Origin of the sequence: Iodobacter ciconiae (assembly GCF_003952345.1) — a bacterium.
Lineage (GTDB): Bacteria > Pseudomonadota > Gammaproteobacteria > Burkholderiales > Chitinibacteraceae > Iodobacter > Iodobacter ciconiae.
On record NZ_CP034433.1, the window covers coordinates 404,580 to 425,594 of the forward strand.

Annotated in this window: 17 protein-coding genes; 9 read left to right on the plus strand and 8 right to left on the minus strand. The window is 47.1% G+C overall.

Translation table 11 applies throughout. The features are described 5' to 3' along the window. Nucleotides 1-127: 127 nt before the first annotated feature. The gene (rlmF, locus tag EJO50_RS01745) at nucleotides 128-1,102 is read left to right on the plus strand and encodes a 23S rRNA (adenine(1618)-N(6))-methyltransferase RlmF (RefSeq protein WP_125971294.1); all 975 of its coding nucleotides are present in this window, start codon (nucleotides 128-130) and stop codon (nucleotides 1,100-1,102) included. 266 nt (nucleotides 1,103-1,368) lie between these two features. Further along, complete coding sequence (locus tag EJO50_RS01750; protein WP_125971295.1) at nucleotides 1,369-2,175, plus strand: hypothetical protein; 807 nt, start codon at nucleotides 1,369-1,371, stop codon at nucleotides 2,173-2,175. Between the two features lie 270 nt (nucleotides 2,176-2,445). Here the strand turns inward: EJO50_RS01750 and EJO50_RS01755 are convergent, their stop codons facing one another. The 8 genes from EJO50_RS01755 to tssJ all read right to left on the minus strand — a co-directional run bounded on the left by EJO50_RS01755 (nucleotide 2,446) and on the right by tssJ (nucleotide 11,924). After that, complete coding sequence (locus EJO50_RS01755; RefSeq protein ID WP_125971296.1) at nucleotides 2,446-2,979, minus strand: hypothetical protein; 534 nt, start codon at nucleotides 2,977-2,979, stop codon at nucleotides 2,446-2,448. A 16-nt stretch (nucleotides 2,980-2,995) separates the two neighbouring features. After that, nucleotides 2,996-4,780 (minus strand): TIGR02594 family protein, encoded by a 1,785-nt coding sequence (locus EJO50_RS01760; RefSeq protein WP_125971297.1) that lies wholly within the window; start codon nucleotides 4,778-4,780, stop codon nucleotides 2,996-2,998. A gap of 1 nt (nucleotide 4,781) precedes the next feature. Beyond that, nucleotides 4,782-5,321 (minus strand): hypothetical protein, encoded by a 540-nt coding sequence (locus tag EJO50_RS01765; protein WP_125971298.1) that lies wholly within the window; start codon nucleotides 5,319-5,321, stop codon nucleotides 4,782-4,784. Beyond that, complete coding sequence (locus tag EJO50_RS01770) at nucleotides 5,314-8,340, minus strand: type VI secretion system Vgr family protein (protein WP_125971299.1); 3,027 nt, start codon at nucleotides 8,338-8,340, stop codon at nucleotides 5,314-5,316. Before EJO50_RS01770 ends, EJO50_RS01765 begins: the two co-directional genes overlap by 8 nt. Before the next feature lie 209 nt (nucleotides 8,341-8,549). Continuing rightward, a complete protein-coding gene (gene tssE, locus EJO50_RS01775; protein WP_125971300.1) occupies nucleotides 8,550-9,035 on the minus strand; it encodes a type VI secretion system baseplate subunit TssE in 486 nt (161 codons plus the stop codon). Nucleotides 9,036-9,241: 206 nt separating this feature from the next. Then, nucleotides 9,242-9,937: a type IVB secretion system protein IcmH/DotU gene (gene icmH / locus EJO50_RS01780; RefSeq protein WP_125971301.1), complete on the minus strand. Its 696-nt coding sequence runs from the start codon at nucleotides 9,935-9,937 to the stop codon at nucleotides 9,242-9,244. A gap of 9 nt (nucleotides 9,938-9,946) precedes the next feature. Then, nucleotides 9,947-11,296, minus strand: a complete 1,350-nt coding sequence (tssK, locus tag EJO50_RS01785) for a type VI secretion system baseplate subunit TssK (RefSeq protein ID WP_125971302.1) — start codon at nucleotides 11,294-11,296, stop codon at nucleotides 9,947-9,949. 61 nt (nucleotides 11,297-11,357) lie between these two features. Further along, nucleotides 11,358-11,924: a type VI secretion system lipoprotein TssJ gene (tssJ, locus tag EJO50_RS01790; RefSeq protein ID WP_125971303.1), complete on the minus strand. Its 567-nt coding sequence runs from the start codon at nucleotides 11,922-11,924 to the stop codon at nucleotides 11,358-11,360. A 445-nt stretch (nucleotides 11,925-12,369) separates the two neighbouring features. Between tssJ and EJO50_RS01795 the strand changes: the two genes are divergently transcribed. From EJO50_RS01795 to EJO50_RS01825, 7 genes are all read left to right on the plus strand, one after another. Further along, a complete protein-coding gene (locus EJO50_RS01795) occupies nucleotides 12,370-12,996 on the plus strand; it encodes a M15 family metallopeptidase (protein WP_233702144.1) in 627 nt (208 codons plus the stop codon). A 29-nt stretch (nucleotides 12,997-13,025) separates the two neighbouring features. After that, nucleotides 13,026-16,817 carry a type VI secretion system membrane subunit TssM gene (tssM, locus tag EJO50_RS01800; RefSeq protein ID WP_125971305.1) on the plus strand — a complete coding sequence of 1,264 codons (3,792 nt, stop codon included), beginning with the start codon at nucleotides 13,026-13,028 and terminating at the stop codon, nucleotides 16,815-16,817. 45 nt (nucleotides 16,818-16,862) lie between these two features. Beyond that, the gene (gene tagF / locus EJO50_RS01805; RefSeq protein ID WP_233702146.1) at nucleotides 16,863-17,846 is read left to right on the plus strand and encodes a type VI secretion system-associated protein TagF; all 984 of its coding nucleotides are present in this window, start codon (nucleotides 16,863-16,865) and stop codon (nucleotides 17,844-17,846) included. Between the two features lie 43 nt (nucleotides 17,847-17,889). Next, nucleotides 17,890-18,393, plus strand: a complete 504-nt coding sequence (tssB, locus tag EJO50_RS01810) for a type VI secretion system contractile sheath small subunit (RefSeq protein ID WP_125971307.1) — start codon at nucleotides 17,890-17,892, stop codon at nucleotides 18,391-18,393. A gap of 5 nt (nucleotides 18,394-18,398) precedes the next feature. Next, complete coding sequence (tssC, locus tag EJO50_RS01815; protein ID WP_125971308.1) at nucleotides 18,399-19,880, plus strand: type VI secretion system contractile sheath large subunit; 1,482 nt, start codon at nucleotides 18,399-18,401, stop codon at nucleotides 19,878-19,880. Between the two features lie 48 nt (nucleotides 19,881-19,928). Further along, nucleotides 19,929-20,426: an Hcp family type VI secretion system effector gene (locus EJO50_RS01820; RefSeq protein ID WP_125971309.1), complete on the plus strand. Its 498-nt coding sequence runs from the start codon at nucleotides 19,929-19,931 to the stop codon at nucleotides 20,424-20,426. A gap of 95 nt (nucleotides 20,427-20,521) precedes the next feature. Next, entirely contained in the window at nucleotides 20,522-20,989 is a 468-nt protein-coding gene (locus EJO50_RS01825) for an OmpA family protein (protein WP_125971310.1), read from the plus strand. The last annotated feature ends 26 nt before the right edge of the window (nucleotides 20,990-21,015 follow it).

Sequence of the window (21,015 nt, forward strand, 5' to 3'; positions counted from 1 at the left end):
CCGTGATAATGTCACTGAGGGCTTTTTTTATCCCGCCTGAAAGAGGTAAATGTCGGTTGAGATATTGGCACCCCCTCATTTTCTGTTAAGGTTCGGTTGATGATTCCTCAGTACGGCAGCAGCTACAATGTCTGAAAAACTCCCCGTGATTAAAAATAATCTTCACCCGCGTAATCCTCATCGCGGCCGCTATGATTTCCCCGCATTGATTATCAGCAGCCCGGATCTTGCCCCCTTTGTGGCACTGAACGCCTATGGGGATGAATCGGTAGATTTTGCCGATCCAGCCGCAGTAAAAGCACTGAATCGTGCGCTACTTAGCCATTTTTACGCTATCAAAGAATGGGGGCTGCCGGAAGGTTACCTTTGCCCACCGATTCCGGGCCGCGCCGATTACATCCACACCATGGCCGATTTGCTTGCCACCAGCAACCAGGGCGTGGTGCCCCGTGGTGCCGCAGTACAGGTGCTGGATATCGGCGTGGGTGCCAATGCCATTTACCCTATGCTGGGCAAAGTAGCCTATGGCTGGCAGTTTGTCGGCAGCGATACCGATGATCTGGCGCTGGATAATGCCTATGAAATTTTTGAGCGTAATGAAGTTTTAAAAGATGGCCTTATTTGCCGCTATCAGGCCGATGCAGCAAATATCTTTGAGGGGCTGATTCAGCCCGCCGATTTATTTGAATTCACCCTGTGCAACCCGCCATTTCACTCCTCCGCTGCGGATGCTGCTGGGGGCACTCGCCGTAAATTGCGCAGCTTGGGCACTGGCCACGCCAAGGGCAAAGGCCTGCCGCCGCCAGTACTTAATTTTGGAGGGCAAAGCAACGAGCTCTGGTGTGAAGGAGGCGAAATGCGCTTTGTACGCACCATGATCTCGCAAAGCCGCCCGTTTAAGCAGCAGTGTCTGTGGTTCTCTACCCTGGTTTCCAAACAGGATAATTTGCCACTGGTGTATCAGGCTCTGGAAAGAATCGGCGCAATTCAGGTTAAAACACTGGATATGGCTCAGGGTAATAAAATCAGCCGTGTCGTGGCATGGAGTTTTTTAACCGAAGCCGAGCAAAAGCGCTGGGCAAAAAGCCGCTGGCGTAGTTAAAGATACGGATTCTATTTTTCAGGGTTTATTGCCAATAAAATATGCCGCTGGGGTTATTGCCCCGGCGGCATTTTTTTGTGTACTGGTATTAAGTATTATTATTTGAACTTCAATTTTTTATTACCATCGAAACCACCTTGCACATTATTTGTGATGTAGTTGCCCGGTTTTTTTATGGCAAGGCTTCTGTTGGCTAAGCTACAGTATTTTCTAGCCGGGCAGCTTGCATTCGTATTGCAAACTATATGTATAAAGGCAAAAACATTATGGCGATTTCTTATTCAGCGGCGGCAGCCAGTGCGTTTATTGTTTTACTTACAGCCTGTGGAGGCGGAGTCGTCTTTGTGGGTGATTTGCCTGCACCGCTCCCCGATCCCTGGAGCGGCCCAACTCGTTATGCAGCATATAAGCCGGAGGCCGGCAGCAATATGACGCCCATCTCGGTGGCTAGTACTGATGGGGAGGTTTTTCTTGGTGGGCAAAAGCGTTATTTTCAATCCAAGCAAGGCAGCTTGGGTTTTGTTTTTACAGCAGGGCACCCGTGGAATCTGGATGGAGATCGTTTTTCCGGCGGCTCTGAGCAAATAAGTGGAAATCGGATTGATTTCTTATTATATGCAGATCAGAAATCACGTGCAAATATCGGTAATGGGTCGAAAAATATTGTTAATCCGGCAATGGATTTTATTTCATTATGCGCCCCGGATCAGCAGCATTTTCTGATTAATACAGCAGCAACCCGTCTTTATGATAGCAGCCCGTTTCTGGATAAAAGCCTGCTTAGCAAACGTTACGAACGGGGTACATGTTCGGAAGAAGGAAGCAGAAGGGCGATAATATTTGATGCAAATGGCGGTGCCAATATCAAAAATGGCAATACCATCGAAGAAATATTTTCATTTACCGAGCTAAATAAGTTAGCTCAGGGCCAAAGCCTGCCAACATCCGATAATATGGGCATTCGGAATATGCTTTTTTATCAGTTCAGAGATGCAAATGGCACACGCTTAGCCATTCAGGAGCTTGTTTCTTATCCGGACAACACCAAAAATTATATTCGTATCTGGTATTAACTGGACAGAAAGATAAGAAGCCTCTACATGAATCAAAATTACTAAGCAGGTATATTAGTAAAATCAATGGCTCACTAGTGCTTAGATTTATGCAGAGGTTTTTTTTAAGGAAACTCTGATTTTATTTAGTTTCGATATTCTTTCACAGGTGGAAAATCTAGGAAACCTCTGGACAAGTATATTTTTTGCAAATCAGGTGCCTATAAGTTATTGATTTCATTATATGCTGATCTGGCGTTTTTGATGTATTTAGAGGCTCCCTTGTAGAAACTAGTTTTTAAAATTTTTTGGTATATTTATGGTGCGAATATTACAATCTAACAGGTCATCTGTAAGGTAAATTTTTCTTTGTAATTTTCCATCTTTCTTACTAAATGTAATGAAAAAAGCAACAACACCATCTTCATCACATTGTTTAGAAATTTTATATGGGAGGCGAAATATCACATCGACCACATTGCCATTTCTCGGAAATTTATCATACACTGTTTTCTCAACAATTCCTTTAGGTGTCATAATCTTATAATCAACAAGAAAGTCCGAACTTCTAGAAATTAAACATAATGCTGGCTTCGAAAGAGTGCTTATTAGCGGTTCAATCTGACCACCATCATCATAAACATTAGATACATTAAGCCGCTCTGCTGATGATAGTATTCCCTCAATATTACAACCAACACGAACGAAGTCAGATTTAATTATTTCAAACTCCTCTCTTGATATATAATTTTCACTACCTGCTTGTGCAAAGTTTAAAAAAACAAACATAGATGCAAAGATATAAAATAACCGCCAAAAATACATAACACCTCCAATAAAACTATTGTGTTTTAGTAGAAAAATCAGCCGAATCACCAATCATTTTTTTTATATCTTTCACATGCTGTATATCCCCAAAATCGTCACCATTCTTTAAAACCTCAAGAGCATGAGCATAATATGCTGCTGGGACATAAAACCCAACAACTTTTGCCTTTACAGCCTTTATATAAACTTCAATGTGTGGGTTTATTTTAATGGTGTCACCTTGATTTCCGCCAAGAACCGCAAAATCTCCCCGATCAATTTTTGCATACATAAAAGCCACATGCCCTGTGCCATATTTAGGGTTAGTATGTCTATAGACTACAATGGCACCATAAACTGGTTTATCAATTTTCACAAAATGTTTACTCATTGCAGGGAATTGAGATGATGTCCCTGCTGCGCCTTTTACATATGCAAAACCTGACTCTTTTAAACAATAATTTACAAATGCAGCACACCATGCCGTACTAAGAGTTGCATTTGATCCTATTTCTTTATGATAATTATCCGTAATAATTCCTTTCGAATTATCTTTTGCTGGCATTTTTTTCTCATGGTAGCCTGCCCATTCTTTAGCCTCCCTAATTGCAATTTCCATCCAAGGAGCTTTAATCTGGGTGCTAGAAATAGTGGCTATGGGAGAACCTACTCCTTCTCGGCTAACCGTTGTAGCCAATGGTTTGCTACCAGCGTTTACTAGTGGATTTGCCTTTGCTGGTACAGATGCTCCAGGTTCATTTTTCTTGTGTTTTTCTTTTGCTTTTTCAGATGCAGGCTTACTTTCTTGGTGGGTAGGCGAGTTAGGCTTAGGTTGATTTGCGGCTTCTTTCCCTCCTCCAATAATTAAGACTTCGCCAGGAAAAATTTTATTAATATTTTTAATTGAATTTTCTTTTTTCAAATCCGAAACGCTAACTTTAAATTTAGATGCAATCTTGCTAAGTGAATCGCCAGGTTGTACAACATATTTAATTGCATCTTTTGTTACTTGTTTTCCAGATGCTGCTCCCGCATGCTTATTTGTAGATGCTGTGTATTGAGTCCAATCCATAGTTAATAAGAGATTACCGCCAGGTGCTGAAGCAATAATTTGAGTAATGGCTTCCAAACTACCATCCAATTTTTCTCTTAAAATCTCTACTACACCCTTATTAGGGTTATGCATAACCGGAGGGATTCTACCTGTCTGATCTGTTTTGACTTTAGTATCAACACCATCCTGACGAAGTATCAGCTCTTGGTCAGCAAGAGGCTGAGCACCATTGGAGACTACCAAATTTGTAGTTGAGCGCCTTTCTTCCTTTTGGGGCGTATCGCCTTTTCCATGGTACCCTTCAATCTTAACAATCCCATCAACTAATTTTTCAAATTGTGCATTATCCAATTCACCGACAATCAAAGAAGGATCCAGCCCTGAATTTTTTTGTAAATCATCAATATATTTATTAGTATTATTTTCATTGGATGGTGCGTAACTTTGTATTGCACTACGAATACTTTTATTGCTATACAGCCTCTTTAAATTCCCCTTAATTGCATTTCTGCCCGTATTATAGTCAGGAAATATAAAGAAATACCCTAATTCCCCATTGGGTTTGGGTGAAGCCGCTATTCCAATATAGCCCTGTGTTTTCTTTGGGCTAGGGACGCCTTTAACCACTGGTGGTCTTAAATTGCCAGGGTTATTCAGTCTCCACGGTAAAGTACCGCCAGACCTAATCAAATGCGAACCGTTTGCATCAACAAAGTCAACAGTACGAAGTTCGCTGTTATATGAAGCTTTAATCCAATTATCCATGTTATTCAGCCAATAGTTTTTTTTCAAATCTAGTTATTATTTCATCTACATGACCGGCTTGATCTGCCGGAATAATTTTATTCTCTATCAACGCAAAATAATATCGCCAACGACTCATCTCATTTCCCTCTTGCAATTTATAAATTAATAAACTTGCAGGGCCATGAACATTCTGAAATGAGTCATTGTCAGACTTATCTGCCGAAATAATAAAAATATCACTACCCTTTACCACAACCTTTGCATTTTTAAGCATGACCTCTGAAAATCCGGACCAAGTATTAAATCTGAAATCCCATTTCGTAGAGTCTTTGTCCTTCATAATAGGGACAGAGTACCAAATCTCTTTGCCGTTCTGTTTTTTCAGAATATAAAAACTATAGTTGAAATAATAATATCTGTCATTTTCTACAGATAAGCCAGAAATTAGAGCTAATTGATTTTTTTTATACGGCCACTTATGAACTCCCGATTCGTATAACTCACCGGAAAAAACATTGGTGCTAAATAAAAAAACAATAAAAAAAATAACTTTATTCATTATCTTTAATTCCCAGTATTTCTTTCAACACTTCAGTATCAAAAAAGTCAGAATCTTCCGTACTAATAGCTTTCTCATAGTAATGTTCTTCATCTGATTCATGCTCTAAATCCTCATCCTGATTAAAGTTTGAATTATCAACCTCTTCATCCTCAATAGGCTGAGGGGGAATGGTTTCTAATTTCCACTTTTCTTCGCCAACACGTAATTGCAAAATATCAGCCTGATCTGTCATTACTCGCGGTAAACGCCCTGATTTAGGAATTTTTCCACTCGCTAAAACACTATTATCCGAACCTAAAATGGTAAAACTTTTCCCTACCCATCCCATATCTTTCATAAATTCATCTGCCCCATCTGCTGCAAACCGAAGGCTATGCTGCGGAAATTCAGAGGAAGGTAAGACGGGTAATTTGGCCTTTAATTGTGCAGGCCCGCTTAACTCATGGCTTGCCCCCTTGATGCTCACTTTTCCTGGACAGTGAATTTCTATATTGCCTCCCTTTAGCCTGATATAGGCACCACCTGCGGTGAGGAGTACTTCATCAGCTGCGGCGATTTCTACTTTTTCTTTGCAGGCCGTGATTTTTACATTTTTGTCGGCGGTAATTTCCACATCGTCACTCTGCGCCTGCAGCTGGATTTTGCCTTTGGCTGCAATCAGTTTTAACGCGACTTTGTCTTTTACCCCGGCTACAAACAGGCTGATGTGCTGGCCCACATTGTGTATCCAGCGGCGGCCAGAGGTCTGGTTACTGTCTCTTTGGGCGACCAGATCGAGATTAGTACCTGCTGCGATGGTCTGGCTTTGTGGGCTGGTAATCGCTACGCCGTCTTCCCCATGCAGCAGGATGACTTTTTGGCCACCAGCCTGAGCTTTAGACTTGCTCTTGCCATCTTTATCCGTATTACTGCCTGCTTCAAAGCTTTTGCTGGCATGCACATGGTGGTGCAGATGGCCGATGCTGGCTTTGCCGCCGGGGCTGTTGTTGGGCTTGATGGTTTGTTCATCGTCGCCGGTTTCAATCGTATCGGCAAGCTGATTGGTTGCTGTTTCACCTAAGCTTTGGGCTAGTGCCAGGGCGGATTCCAGCTGGCTTTGCGCGGGGCTGCGATCGAGTTGCTTGCCGCTAGCGCCGCTTTTGGCTTCGGTACTGATCAGCAAGCCGCTGGCGCGAATGGCACCTTGTTTATCGCTGCGTAATTCAAAGCCTTCGCCACGTGGTTCACCTTTACCGTCGGTACGCGGGTGGATCAGATAGCCAAGATTAAGTTGGGTTTTACCATGCTCGCTGGATAATTTGGTGCGAACTTCGCCTTTAGTGTCGTCAAACAGCAGCTCACCATACTGGCCGCCCTCATGCTCTTTGGTTTTGATACCAGATAACGTTTTATTGGCAGGCAGCGCGCCTGCGCCGCTAAAGGCTGGCATCGGGTGGCTGCCGTTATGGACCACGCCGGTGACAATCGGGCGGTCGATATCGCCTTCGATAAAATCAACTAACACTTCCTGACCGATGCGCGGGATGAACTGGTGGCCCCAGCTTGCGCCTGCCGATGGGTAGGCCACGCGGATCCAGCAGGATGACTTGTCATCGAGGTTTGCGCCAAACTCAGGATGCTCAGCCGTACGCTGCCAGTGGAATTCTATTTTTATGCGCCCTTGCTCATCGGTGTGGACTTCTGATCCGGCAGGGCCGACGACGGTGGCAGTTTGCACGCCAAAGCTTTTAGGTTTGCTCAGCGCTTCATGGGCAAAGATAGGGGTGAGCGGCTGGCCGCGTCTTTGGGCGGTGAAATCGGCTTGATAAGGAAGGGTATTTGCGGCTAAAGCCGCTCCTGCGAATAAGCCGGGGGCGACCAGGCCAAGTTGCTGGGTTAAATCAGCGGGCAAATTATTATTGGCGGTGAATTTTAGCTCGGTCACGGCAAATTCACGCTGCTCGGCGCTATCCCATTCATGCGCGGGGTGGTCTTCCAGGCGGAACCACTGCCCCGCTTGTAAGCTGCGCAAAGTGCCAGAGCCGCTAAAGGATTTCTTTTTGGCATCCATTGCCTGCTGACGCAAGCTAGCATAGTGGCTTAAGCCTTCCGCGTCGCTGGCGTAATAGAGCGATTGTGGGTCGTAATCTTCAAAGCTCAATTGGATTTGCTGCCCGCCATCGCCCTGGTCCACAGCACTTTGATCGGCTGTGTGGCTGGTGCTGGCGGCTTTGTAATCAAAGCTGGCAAGTGACACCGAACTGCTGCCTACCTGACGCTGGCTATTCCAAGTCGTAAGCGAATCACTTTCTTCCGTAGCATCCGCCCGGTGAAAGCGCACTTGGCTATCTTGCGCCTCGGGTACGGCAAAGGCATCGTCAAAGACGACGAGCTGCACCTGAGGACTACTTCCTCGCGACGCTATGCTACCCCGCTCGCTCGCTCCGGCCAGATGGGCAAAGCGCCACGCCAAACCTTCCTCTTGCATCAGCCTGACTAAGAAATCGTAATCGGATTCGCGGTATTGCAGGCAATAAGAGCGTGGGCCGTGTGCGCCGGATAATTTGAAATCCAGCGTTTGCACCGATGCAAAAACCGGATTTTTTTCCTGATGCTCAGCCAGTACCTGCTTCACAATATCGGGGACGGATAAATCCTGGAACACGCGGGAAGTGCGGCGGTATCTAAGCAAAGCAAAAGGCGGCTCTACCGTCAGCGCATACTTTGCGAAGCCGCCATCTGATCCAAGTAGCTGCGCCTGTGAGACAACCCCGCAGCGCTCGATTTCGCTACCGTTGGCGTCAGCTACTGATAAAACAACCGGCAAACCTAGCAGCGACTTAAGCTCTAAAGTCCCATCTGGGGAGAGACAATCAATTTGATAGCGATAGGCCCGATTTACCCCCTCGCTGCCGCTGACCTGCTGCGGCAAAAGCTGCTCGCCCCACGCCGCCCCGTCGCCAAGTTGCAGGCTGATAAGGCGTTGATCCTGATTAAAGGCTGCAGCAAAGGAGGCTAGAAGCTGGTTCATGTCCATAGAAAAAAATTCCGGTTATCGATATTAAGTACGGCAAATATTGGGTAGCAGGCACAGGCTGACGTTAAAGAAAATAAGGCCACTGACAGATGCTGTTTTGCGTATTCGTTATAAAGGCCTACAGCATATGCCCCTGTATACCTAACTTGAATACGGTAAACATTGGATGAAGTTGAAATCGGTGATCTCTCGCACAGTCATTTTGCTGGTTATCTGTCCTGAATACGGTAAACGTTGGATGATAGTTGCAAAGTGGCATCAAAACTGACAGGTGGGCGATGTGGATGCACTTTGAGTACGGCATCTACTCTAAAGCGTAAATGCCGTTCTAATTCCCGTGGGGCGTCCAGGCTGATTTTTACGCGGGTTAGGCGTGGCTCGTGCCGCTCTATGGCGCGGCGTAAGCGGTCGCGCAGCATTTCTCGGTCGTCCGGATTAAGCAGGCTGATACCGGATAGATCCGGAATGCCAAACAGCAACATCGAGTCGGTTGCAAGCGGATAGGGCTCAAAAATTTCCGGTAAATCCATGATCCGCGTATTTAGCAGCGCTTCCAAATCGCGGGCCAGAGCTCGGCGAAACTGTGGCAGCTCAAATAGCATGGCCGATGATGCATGGCTGATATCCGGTTCGTTATCCAGCAGCCGGTCAAGTACAGAGGGGAGAGTAAGGGTCTGGCGGCGGGGCGTGCTCATACAATGGCCTGTCTAATTTTTATACGATTTACTACAGTGCTTGAGCAAAACGGGGATCCTGATGAGGTTCCGGGTAAGCCTAATCACGGGTTTACAGGAGCCCGCTTTAGCGGCAAAAAACAATGTTTTAAAGTTATTTGCGGCTAAAGTTGCCCCTGTGATATGGATAACTAAACTCAAAGACGCAGAGGGGCCTGTTTATGGATTTAGGCAATCACCTTGCTGAGCTCCTGAGCCAGCAAAAAACGGTAAGCAATAAAAAGCCCTGCTCCGACTAAAGCCAGTAGTGCGAAATATAGCCAAAGTGGTAGTTCATGGCGTACAAAGGCTTGAAAGCGCTGTGGCAGCTTCCAGTTAGGGGCAAATTCTGCTTTGCCACCTCTGACCTGCTGAATTTCCTGGCCTACCCGGGCGGTTAGATAGCCCAGTTTTTCCTGGCCTTCCAGCAGGTATTTACCCTGAAAACCCAGTAAGAGGCAGGTGTGGAAGACTTCCATTGCTTCAAAATTATTATTAGGATCGCGGCGTAATACTTCCAGACGATCAAAAAAGCCTTCACCGGCCAGATGCTCGCCAAAAATACGCAATTGCAAAGGCATGCGTTCCCATTCTTCGCGCAGGCTGAATTCTGATGAAAGAATAATTTCATCCATCAGCGCGCAAAAAGCATATTTGGCTTCACTGATATTAGGGACTTCTTTGCCAAAGTTGCGGGCATTTTTTTCAAACTGGGCGAGGAAATGATCGACACGGCGATTGAATTCGGCCGCGCTACTCGGAGCATTGCCGTCTCTGAGCAAAAATAGCAGATAAATACCATCTTCTAATAACTCACGCATGCTGGGGGCGGAGGGTTTGGCAACGGTCAGCGGGTGCGCTTCTGTGTTAGCGGTTTGACTCATTTTTTAATCTCAGCGAAAGACAGCAATTAACTCAAGTTTTAAATCCGAGAGTGATTGCGGAACATAAATACAAATACTGCGTGATTGCAGCATGCGTTGATAAATATCGCCTTTAGGTTCAAAAGCAAAATAATGGTTACCTACGCGAATCGGAATGGCTGAAGGCGTTTGTGCTGCGTAGGAGATGCTAACGCCACGCATAGCCGAGTTCAGAATCTTATCCACATCGTCCGGCGCGCCGATTTTAAATTTAAGCGGTACGGTTTCGATGATGCTGGATGACGATTGCTCGCTTTGAACCGACAGGTAGAAGTCGACATTCTCAAGGAAGCGGTCGCTTTCCAGGTGACCAATATGAAATGAGGGCTTGGGATATGTGAGCGGGATCACAGCATAACGCGCTGAAATCACGGTATCGAGCAGCTCACGGATTTGTACATCCAGCACCAGCAGGCTGTCATGCAAAGTCTCGTGGCGATAGGCAGGAATATCGGCCAGTGTGTAAACCGATGAAAATGTCTGTAATTCACCACAAAATTCAGCAAGGGCGCGATAAAGTTCTTCAGGGTGAAGCGGCTCACACTTAACCAAATGATTGATGCGGGCGAAATTGCGATTCACCGTGTGCAGCAGCCAGAAAGAGGCGATGTCGGTGGTGCCGTATTCCATTACGTTTTTAGCGCGCTCACGGTGAGCGCCTGCGAGTGCCTGGCTTTTAACCAGCAGAATATCCAGTAAGCGGCGCAGATTCTGGCTGAGCTCGGGAATGGCGCTTACCGTTGTGGCGGGCGGGTAAAAGCCTGCACTTAAAGACCACTGGCCAGTGGCGTCTTTTATTAATCGCCCCAGTGGCACCGCTTCGTAACCATCACGGTTTTCTTCTTCCACCATCAGACGAACATCAAGCTCCAGCGTAGTGATATCGGCTTCCAGTGCCTGTGTGTATAAATCGGCTACCCCCTGATGGGCACTGCGATAGCGGGTAGAGCGCGAAGCGGTGTTTTCATTGGTTTGCGTGTTGCCGCCATAGGGTTGCAGCTCGGCAAGACAGGCATAAAGTGTGGTGCTTACCCCTACTTGCGGTAACTCGTTCAGATTACGTGAAAGAGGCAGAGGTTCGGATTGCGGGGCCTGAAACAGGCTGCCATCTCTGAATAAAAGCGAGAGCGAATCAAGGCGGATCTGCCCGCCACGCAGAGCGACTTCATCAATTTGAAATTTTTGCAGGCCCCAGCTATGGCGGCTGAGCAAATTGCGCGTTTCAGCCTGCTGATAATCTTGTAATAAAGACTGCTGCTGGAAGTGCTGTGGGCGAAGGAACATCCCTTCGCCCCATAAAACACGTTTGGCTTTTAACATAGGAAAACACTCCGGCAAGCCGCTGTGCCCTTGCACTAACGGCTAGCCACAATAGGTGGAATTATTTGGTTCTCGGGGCTGGCTTTCTGCTGGCAAAACCGCAGTCTGCCTTAAAGCTTGCTGACTGGCCCGGCACGAGCAGGGCTTTGGGATGAACAACTTGCAGATAGCAATCCTGTGCTTTAAAGCTGAATTCTTTCTCGCTTCGTACATCCTCGGCGCTGACTAGTACCCGCCAGAACTGGGAATCTGGCTTTCTAAAGAAGCCAACTACGCCGATAAATTTAGTTTCTTCGGCGATTTTGTCATCAAGCGTGACGGTTTTTCCTGGCAGCAGTACAAATTCATTTTGTGCAACGAGCGAGCTGCCCAGCAACTCTGCATCGGTTTTGCCGCTGGCGAGCGAGTCAAAAGTCAGACGGTTGAATTCTTCAAGCCCTTTGAGCTGATAGAGCCTGAGCACCAGAGACAGGGGCCTTCCACTGCTGTCCCGGTTGAGTGCAGGTTCTGCTTCACCCTGAATTTTAAAAGGCTTCGGGCCGCTACTGGCACAGGCAGAAAGCAGGAGCAGGCTAGAAATAAGCAATGCCACTTTGGCGTGTTTTTTAAGTGTCTTAATGGGCATCATCTTCGTATTTTTAGGCTAAAAAAAATGGTTAAAAATGGCATCAGGGAAGGGATTAAAAAACAGAGTAACTATCCGCCCAATGTAGGGATATATATCACGAGATAAGGATGTGTGCATGGGGAATAAGCTACATTGGTAAAATCTGGGCATGAGTTATGCTTTTGTTTGGCTTAAATGTAGAATAACGGCTTAGTAAGTATCTGGAGTTTGGGTTTTGTTTGCTATCTTTATGATTTTAATAGTAATATTTTTCGTGTTGGCATGGGTTGGCTGGCGATTTTTTATTGGTGGTGGATCCGTTGGAGTTTTTCAAGCTGAAAATAAGGCAAAACCCGTAAGTTGCCCGGATACAACAGAAAATAAGAGAAAAGATATTGTAAGTATATTACCTGATAAATCAAAGCAAAAAGAATTACTGGTTAATAGATCTTTTTTACATAAAAAGTTGAAATTAGGCCTGTTGCCACTAGCGAGTTTGGTGCTGGTTTTGTGTGTTGTTGGTGTAACACTGCATTTCAATTCCCGGCATGCTATTGCACCATTCTCGCCTAAGGAATACAGCCAGGTTGCTCACATACAGGGGACATTTACCGAAGCCAAGCTTGAGCCGCCTCCTGCTTTACCTCCGGAAGTATTTATCAGTGCAGCCGCTGCAGCTGCCCGCCCCGGCTTAGCTACGGCAAATCGTGACTGGGGCCAGCTAGATCCCCAGTTTGTGCAGACGGTTTTGCAGATTATGAAAAAAATGGCGGAGCGGGGTTACCCTATGGCGCTGCTTGAAGGCTATCGCAGCCCGGAGCGCCAGGATGATTTGATCTCCAAGGCCAATGTAGTGACTAAGGCAAAGGGGGGGCAAAGTAAGCACCAGTACGGTTTGGCGGTTGATTTGGCACCGATGAAAGATGGGAAAATTATTATTTCCGAGCGTGATACATGGGCATTTGCAGCCTATCAGGCTCTGGGGGAGGAGGCCGTTGCAGCGGGGTTGACGTGGGGTGGAGTTTGGTCATTTAAAGACTATGGGCATATCGAAAAAGCGGGCTCTTTGGCCGCCATATTGCGAAATAAGTAATTTTTGCATTTCATTTTGTATGGAGATTCATGTTCATGAAGCATTGGCTGCGTAACGCCAAAGTCACGTCAGCAATCGGGTTTTTGATCCTGATTGCTTTGATCTGGTTTTTAGGTCCATGGTTTGGTCTGAAAACAGCAGAGGTCCGCTTTGGCTGGATCTTCGCTGTCATGTTGCTATGGGTCTTGACTCTCATGGTCGGTAAATTAATTACGAACCGTGCAGGTGGCCTGATCGAAAAAATGCTGCTGAAACAAGCAGATGATGCCGTGATTGGTGCCAGTGTTGATAAACGTGCCGAGGTAAACCTTCTGCGCCAGCGCATGCTGGGTGCAATTGACACTTTAAAAACATCTCAGCTGGGTAAGTCGCGCGGGAATGCTGCACTGTATGAATTGCCCTGGTACATGATTATTGGCCATCCTGCAGCCGGTAAAAGCTCGGCTATTTTGCAATCCGGCCTGACCTTTCCTTTTAGTGATAAGGCGGGCGTGCAGGGTGTTGGTGGTACTCGTAACTGTGATTGGTTTTTTTCTACTGAAGGCGTGCTGCTGGACACGGCAGGGCGATATGCCACGCAAACAGAAGATCGCGTGGAGTGGCTGGAATTTTTAAAATTACTAAAGCGTCACCGCTCCAAAGCTCCGGTTAACGGCATTTTGGTGACTATTAGTCTGCCAGAGCTGGCTCAGCATCATTCTGAAGGCTTTGCACTTTATGCCCGCCAGATTCGCGAGCGCATCCATGAAATTGAGGCCACTTTTGGTTTGCAGGTGCCGATTTATCTGATCTTTACCAAGCTTGATTTATTAGGCGGTTTTTCACAGTTTTTTGAAGAAATGCCTGAAGAAGAACGCCACCGTGTATGGGGCGCTACGCTGAGTGCCGAGCAGGGTTCGGGTTTTGATGCCAGCCATGTGGTCAGTATGCAGTTTGATGCGATGTACCGTGGCCTCGTGCAAATTGGTGAAGAAAAGCTGGCGGCTCACCGTGGCAATCAGAATAAACCTGCGTTTTTTGCATTTCCTATCGAGTTTCATGCACTTAAAGAAGCTGTTGCCAAGTTTGTAAAGCTGTTGCAAGAAGAAGATCCTTATCATGCACGTCCTTTGCTGCGCGGCTTTTATTTTTCTAGCGCCTTGCAAGAAGGGGTTCCGCGCATTGGTGCTGCAACTCATGTGTCCAGCCAGTTTGACCTGAGCCGTCAGGGCTTTGATGCACGCCAGGTACCGGCTTCGTATAGCTATTTTCTGCGCGATTTATTCAGGGAAGTTGTTTTCCCCGATCAGCATTTAGTGTCTCGTCAGACGCGTCCGGCCGGCAGCCGCTGGCGTATGGCCGGGATGCTGGGCGGCCTGTCTGCTCTGGCTTTGTGTGCAGGGCTCTGGACATGGTCGTATATCGGCAATGAAAAGTTGATGGACAGTGTGGCCAGTGATCGTGCTGCTGCGCAAAAGCTGGCATCGTCCGGGCAACTTTATGATCGGCTGATTTCTTTGGGAATCTTGCAAAAGCGGATTGAGGAATTGCAGTCTTATCGTAAAGACGGCCATCCATGGCAGGTAGGCTTGGGGCTGTATCAGGGTAGAGAGCTGGAAATTGCGCTGCGTAAAGAATATTTTGCCGGCTTGAAAGAAGCGATGCTGGTTCCGGTGAAAAAGAATCTGGAAATCTCTCTTGAGCAGCTTGCCTCCAATAACGTGGCCGAGCCGGCTCCTGTGCCTGTAGTGCCTAAGCCAGCGCCGACCCCTGCGCCGACGCCGGCACCAAAGGCTGTTGAGCCAGCGCCTGCTAAAGAGCCTGTAAAAAAACGGGTTCCGGCGCCGCATAAAAGGGGGCTGCCAAATATTCAGCTTGGTGCATGGGCTATTCCTCAGCGGGCAACGGCACTTGCAGCTACCGCAGAAGCTACACCGGCAGTGCAGCCTAGGCTGGATCAGGGTTATAACGCGCTGAAAACTTATCTGATGCTGCATGAGCGTGCCCGTATGGATGAGGCGCACCTGACTGATCAGATTCCTCGTTACTGGCGCAGCTGGCTGGAAGCCAATAAAGGCAACCGCAGTAATGAAGAAGTGATCGCTGCGGCAGAAAGACTGGTGGCATTTTATGTAAGCCAGATTAAAGAGCCGGATTTGCCTTTGATTGTTAATGATGAAAAAACGGTGGCTGCTGCGCGTGAAGTACTGCGTGCTTCGCTTAAACGTCTGAGCGCTACGGAGCGGGTCTACAACGAAATTAAAGCTCGTGCTAACACCCGTTTTGCTCCGCTTACTGTGCCGCGTATTCTGAATAACAAGAATGGTGATGTGGTTGCAGGCAGCCAGATGGTTGCAGGTGCATTTACCCGTGAAGCCTGGGATAACTTTGTACGCAATTCGATTGACGAAGCCAGCAAGGGTGAAGTGAAGAGTGATGACTGGGTTCTGGCATCATCTGTGCAGGATAATCTGGGCAGAGATGGCAATATTGAAAAAAACCGGGCTGACCTCGAAGCGCTTTATCGTCAGGAGTATGCAGCAGAGTGGAAGAAATTTTTGCAAGGCGTAGTGATTCGTGATTTCAATGATCTGCCTTTTGCGGGCAATGCAATTGGTCAGCTGGCAGATATACAGGGCTCTCCGGTTAAATTGATTCTGGCCCGCGCCGCATTTGAAACGGCATGGGATAACCCAAGCGAGCTTTCACGCAAGCTGGAAAACGCCAAGCAATCAGTGCTGGAAAAAACCACCGCCTTATTAAAGGGAGGCAATCAGCCCGCTACCGTAAATGCAGCTGAGCTGGGCGAAGTGGGCAGGCAGTTTTTAGGCATTACGCGTCTGGTTCAAAGCGATAGCGCAGGCGCTGCGCCGATTAATAGCTATTTGGAGCAGCTGGGCAAGCTGAAAGGCAAAATGAATCAGATTGCCAGCAGTGACGAGCCAGGCGCACAGGCGCGTCCACTGGTTCAGGCTACTTTGAATGGCAGCGGCTCCGAGCTGGCAGACACTTTACAGCAGGTTGATAATGTACTGCTTACGCCCCTTTCGCAAGAAACTCGCGATATGGTGCGGCCAATGCTGGTTCGTCCTTTGATCCAGACTTATGCTGTGCTGCTTGGGCCGGTGGAAAAAGATCTGAATCAGGCGTGGCAAAAGGAAGTGTACGGGCAATGGAAAGTACTTTCTGCCAAGTATCCATTTAGTGATTCAGCGAATGAAGCGCCAATGTCAGAAATCGCCAAGTTTGTAAAACCTAAGGAAGGCACGGTTGATAAATTTACTGAAAAGTATCTGAATGGCTTAGTGACTCAAAAGGGCGACAGCCTAACACCACGCACCTGGGCCAATCTGGGGATTCGTTTTAACCCGGCCTTTTTAGCTGGAATGGGCCGCTTAAGCAGCATGGCTTCCAGCCAGATGGCAGATTCCTCCAGCGCTAAGTTTGAGCTGCAGGCGATTCCTACATCGGGCTTGTCCGAGATTGTATTTGAAGTCGATGGGCAGGAAATGCGTTATCGCAACGGCCCTCAGCCTTGGCAGTCATTTAACTGGCCAGGCACGGGTAATACGCAGGGCGCCAGAATTCAGGTGGTTGCATTTAGCGGTGTGAGCGCAGTTGTGAGTAATCAGCAGGGGCGTATGGGCTGGATGCGTTTACTCGCACAAGCCCAGGTCGAGCAGCACGATGCGGATTCGGCAACGCTGACCTGGAAGATTCGTCGGGGAGATGCCGGGGATGCGGATGTAGTTCGGTTTAATTTCCGTGCAGTTAGCGGTGTAAACCCCTTGCAACTCTCTGGTTTACGTAAGCTGTCATTGCCAGAACGCGTGACGATGTAAGGTGCTGCCATGCTAAATAATTTTAAACGGGCTCAGGATTTGCCTATGCAGTACGCAATTTTTGGCAAATTACCGCGGCGTGCAGATTTTATCCGCATCAATGCCAGCCACGCTGTTGCCCAAGATGTTGACCAGTTACTGGCCGATAGCCTGAAGTTTGTGGCTTTAAGGCCCGACTGGCAGACACGCTATATGCAGACATCTGGCAGCGAATTTCTTATGCACAGCCGTGATTTGCGGGGGGCCTTTTTGGGCGTCACTCTGCCAAGCCATGATGAAGCACAGCGTTATTACCCGCTGGTGGCTGGAGTTTGTGTGCCCGCTGACGTTTTGCTGGGTAATGAAGCTGAGTTTTTACTGGCCAATGAGTTGTTTTTTTCAGGGTTAAAAGATCAGCTAAGAAGTGCGATTGATAATTCGGTGGAAATGATTGCCTGCCGCCAGTTTATGGAGGATCAGATGTCGTTTGGCAGCAGGGCAGCTGCAGACCTGGGTCTGGCAGCACAGTTGCTTGAACGGCATATGGCGAATACTCCTGCTACATTACTCGAACAGGCATTAAATAAGGTTGGGCGAGGAGATTTGGAATCAACCCTGCTGGCATTTGCATTTTATTTGCAATTGTCACGCCGCTACGGTGGCAGCATGGCCTCGCAGATGTTTTTACTGCCGTTGCCTGTCGGTGTGGGAGAGGAAATTCTGGGGGCCGCTGTTTGGTTATCTCTTTGCCGTGCAGCGATTTATGCCCAAGGAGTCAGCCAGATTAATTTTGCGTTTATTGAACAAGCCGGGGTCCGTTATCTGGCTTTGACGCTTAATCCACTGACTGATAAGCAGTTGGGTATGTTGTGGGGGGAGACAATTGATCCATTGCAATTAGTGGATGTATCTGATTTGAACGCCCCCTGGCGCAGTCACCAATCTTATGCCGAGGCTTCATATATTTTGGGGCGGCAATTGAGTGACCCTACATTGTCTTTGTTAAAGTTGCGTGAAATTGTCGTTAAAATTACTTACGGAATAAGTTAATTCCGTGTTTTGATTCTGAAACTTACTTTATTTAGGAATGGCAATGGCCAAGGAAAGCACACAGAAAAAACTATCACGCGTCCGTCCACCTCGCGTTCAGATTACTTATGACGTGGAAGTTGGTGATGCAATCGAAAACAAAGAGCTCCCTTTTGTATTGGGTGTGGTGGGTGATTACACCGGTAATACTCCACAAGTTAAATTGAAAGAACGCAAGTTTATTCAAATTGACCGTGATAATTTTGATGATGTTTTAAAAGGCATGGCACCCAGCCTTGCCATGAAAGTAGATAACAAATTGAAAGATGACGATTCGCAAATGTCGGTGTCTTTGCAATTTGAATCATTGGCCGATTTTGAACCACAAAATGTGGTGAATCAGGTTGAGCCATTAAAAAAACTACTGGATGCACGCAGAAGACTTTCGGATCTGCGCAACAAAGTAGTGGGTAATGACAAACTGGAAGAACTACTGGATGAAGTCGTTCGCGATACCGAAAAATTACATCAGATTAGCCAGGCTAGACCAGCCTCTGCAGAGGAGTAATCACTATGTCAGATCTACAGAAGCTTGATGCCAGTACAGTTGAAATTAGCGAAGCTGGCAGCCTGCTCGATTCAATTATTGATAACAGCCGTATTGCCAGTAACGAGCAGGAAAAAGACCGCACCCGTGATTTGATCAGCGAGCTGGTTGATCAGGTTCTGGCGGGTACCGTAACAATTTCCCGCGATTTAAGCGCCAGTATGGATGTGCGTATCGCAGAAATTGATGCTTTGATTTCAGAGCAACTGAATGAAATTATGCACCATGCTGATTTCCAGAAGCTCGAATCCTCATGGCGTGGTCTGAAGTACCTGACTGCTGAATCAGAAACTAGCACCATGCTAAAAATCAAGGTGCTGAATGCTTCCAAAAAAGACCTGCTTAAAGACTTTAAAGCATCGTCCGAATTTGACCAGAGCGCTCTGTTTAAAAAGATTTACGAAGAAGAATACGGCACCTTCGGTGGCGCGCCTTATGCGGGCCTGGTGGGCGATTTTGAATTTGGCCGTCATCCGGAGGACTTCTATCTGCTGGAAGAGTTATCCCATGTGGCTGCTGCCTCGCATGCACCGCTGATTACTTCGGCAGGCTCTAGCCTCTTTGGTCTGGAAAGCTTTACTGATATTGGTAAGCCTAGGGATTTGGCCAAGATTTTTGATACGGCTGAATATGCCAAGTGGAAATCATTTCGTGAATCTGATGATTCCCGTTATGTGGGGATGGTCTTGCCACATGTGCTGGGCCGCCTGCCTTATGGCCGCGATACCGTACCGGTGGAAGAATTTGATTTCGAAGAAAACGTCGATGGCACAGACCACAGCAAATACCTGTGGACTAATGCTTCTTATGCCTATGCCGCACGTTTAACGGCCGCTTTTGCCGAATACGGCTGGCTGGCTGCCATTCGTGGTGTGGAAGGTGGTGGTCTGGTAGAAGGTTTACCAGCACACACCTTTAAAACGGACGATGGCGAAGTGGCTCTGAAATGTCCGACAGAAGTAGCTGTGACCGACCGCACTGAAAAGCTGCTGTCTGATCTTGGCTTTATCTCTTTGGTGCATTGCAAAAATACAGATTATGCCGCTTTCTTTAGTGGCCAGTCTTCGCAAAAAGCCAAAACATACAACACTGATTCGGCCAATGCCAATGCGCGTTTGTCTACCCAGTTGCCTTATATTTTCTCGGTTTCCCGCATCGCGCATTACATGAAATCGATTATGCGCGACAAGATTGGCAGCTTTGCCTCCCGCCAGAATGTTCAGGATTTCTTAAACACATGGCTGGCGCAGTATGTGTTGCTGGATGATTCGGCGAGCCAGGAGGCAAAGGCAAAATACCCGTTGCGTGAAGCGCGTGTTGATGTGGTTGAAGTACCCGGCAAGCCGGGTGTATACCGCGCAGCAGCGTTCTTGCGCCCTCACTTTCAGCTCGATGAGCTAACCATTTCTTTGCGTCTTGTGGCTGAGTTACCAAAACCAACCCGTTGATGCAGTGAAGCGTAGAAGTAATTTTTTTTAACTGTAAGGAGTTTACAAATGGCTTTTGATGCATTTTTGAAAATTGATGGTATTCCTGGTGAATCTACCGATGACAAGCATAAAGATTGGATCGAAATTCAATCTTTCTCGCACAAAATTGAGCAGCCAGCTCAAGCAACTGCCAGCTCTGCTGGTGGTGCGACTGCTGAACGTGTAAACCACGCTCAATACGTCATCACTCACTTTCTGGATAAAGCCAGCCCGAAGATCTACGAAGCATGCTGCACTGGTAAGCACATCAAAGATGTAACGATCGAGTTGTGTCGTTCCGGTGGTGATAAGGTGAAGTACATGGAAATCAAAATGGAACAAGTTTTGATTTCTAAGGCAGAGCCTAAAGGTTCATCTCAAGATGAAGGTTTCCCTAGCGAAACCGTAAGCTTCAGCTACGGCAAAATCAAGTGGACTTACACTCAGCAAAAACGTACTGATGGTGCTGGTGGCGGTAATGTTAGTGCTGGTTGGGATCTGACCGCTAACAAAACGATTGCTTAAATGCTTTGAAGATTGCCCATTCGGGTGATGAGCAATAAGCAATAAACTGGTCTGCTGCAAGGCAGACCAGCTGTTTCAAAAAAAGGAATTTAATAATGAAACGTTCAGGATTTGTTTGTGCAGCTTTACTTGTGATTGCTGCTGGTGTGACCGGATGTGCTGAAAATCCAACTACTCCTAGTGTTACGCCTTCCACTTCTTGGAAGAATGCACCGGCTGATGCAGCATCAACAGTTATAACAACTGCAGAAACAGCGGCAGTAGCGACACAAGCTGCTGTTGATCCATCCTTTCTTAAGTTTGACAAAATGTCTGCCAAACTGACACCAGAGCACGAACAACAATTGATGAGCCTCTTGCCACAGTTAAAAGAAGCAAAAGCTATTACCTTACGTGGCTATTGCTATAAAAAAGACATCGGGAATGCTAAATCTGCCGCGCTGGCACGCGCAGCCAGTGCAGAGAGATTCCTGGTCAAACAAGGCATCTCTAAAAAGAAATTTATTCGTCGTTTTAATACTGAAGATGCAGAGCACGCTGTACGCATTGAGATCAGTAAATAATACCGCTTATTCCCTTGTTATTTATC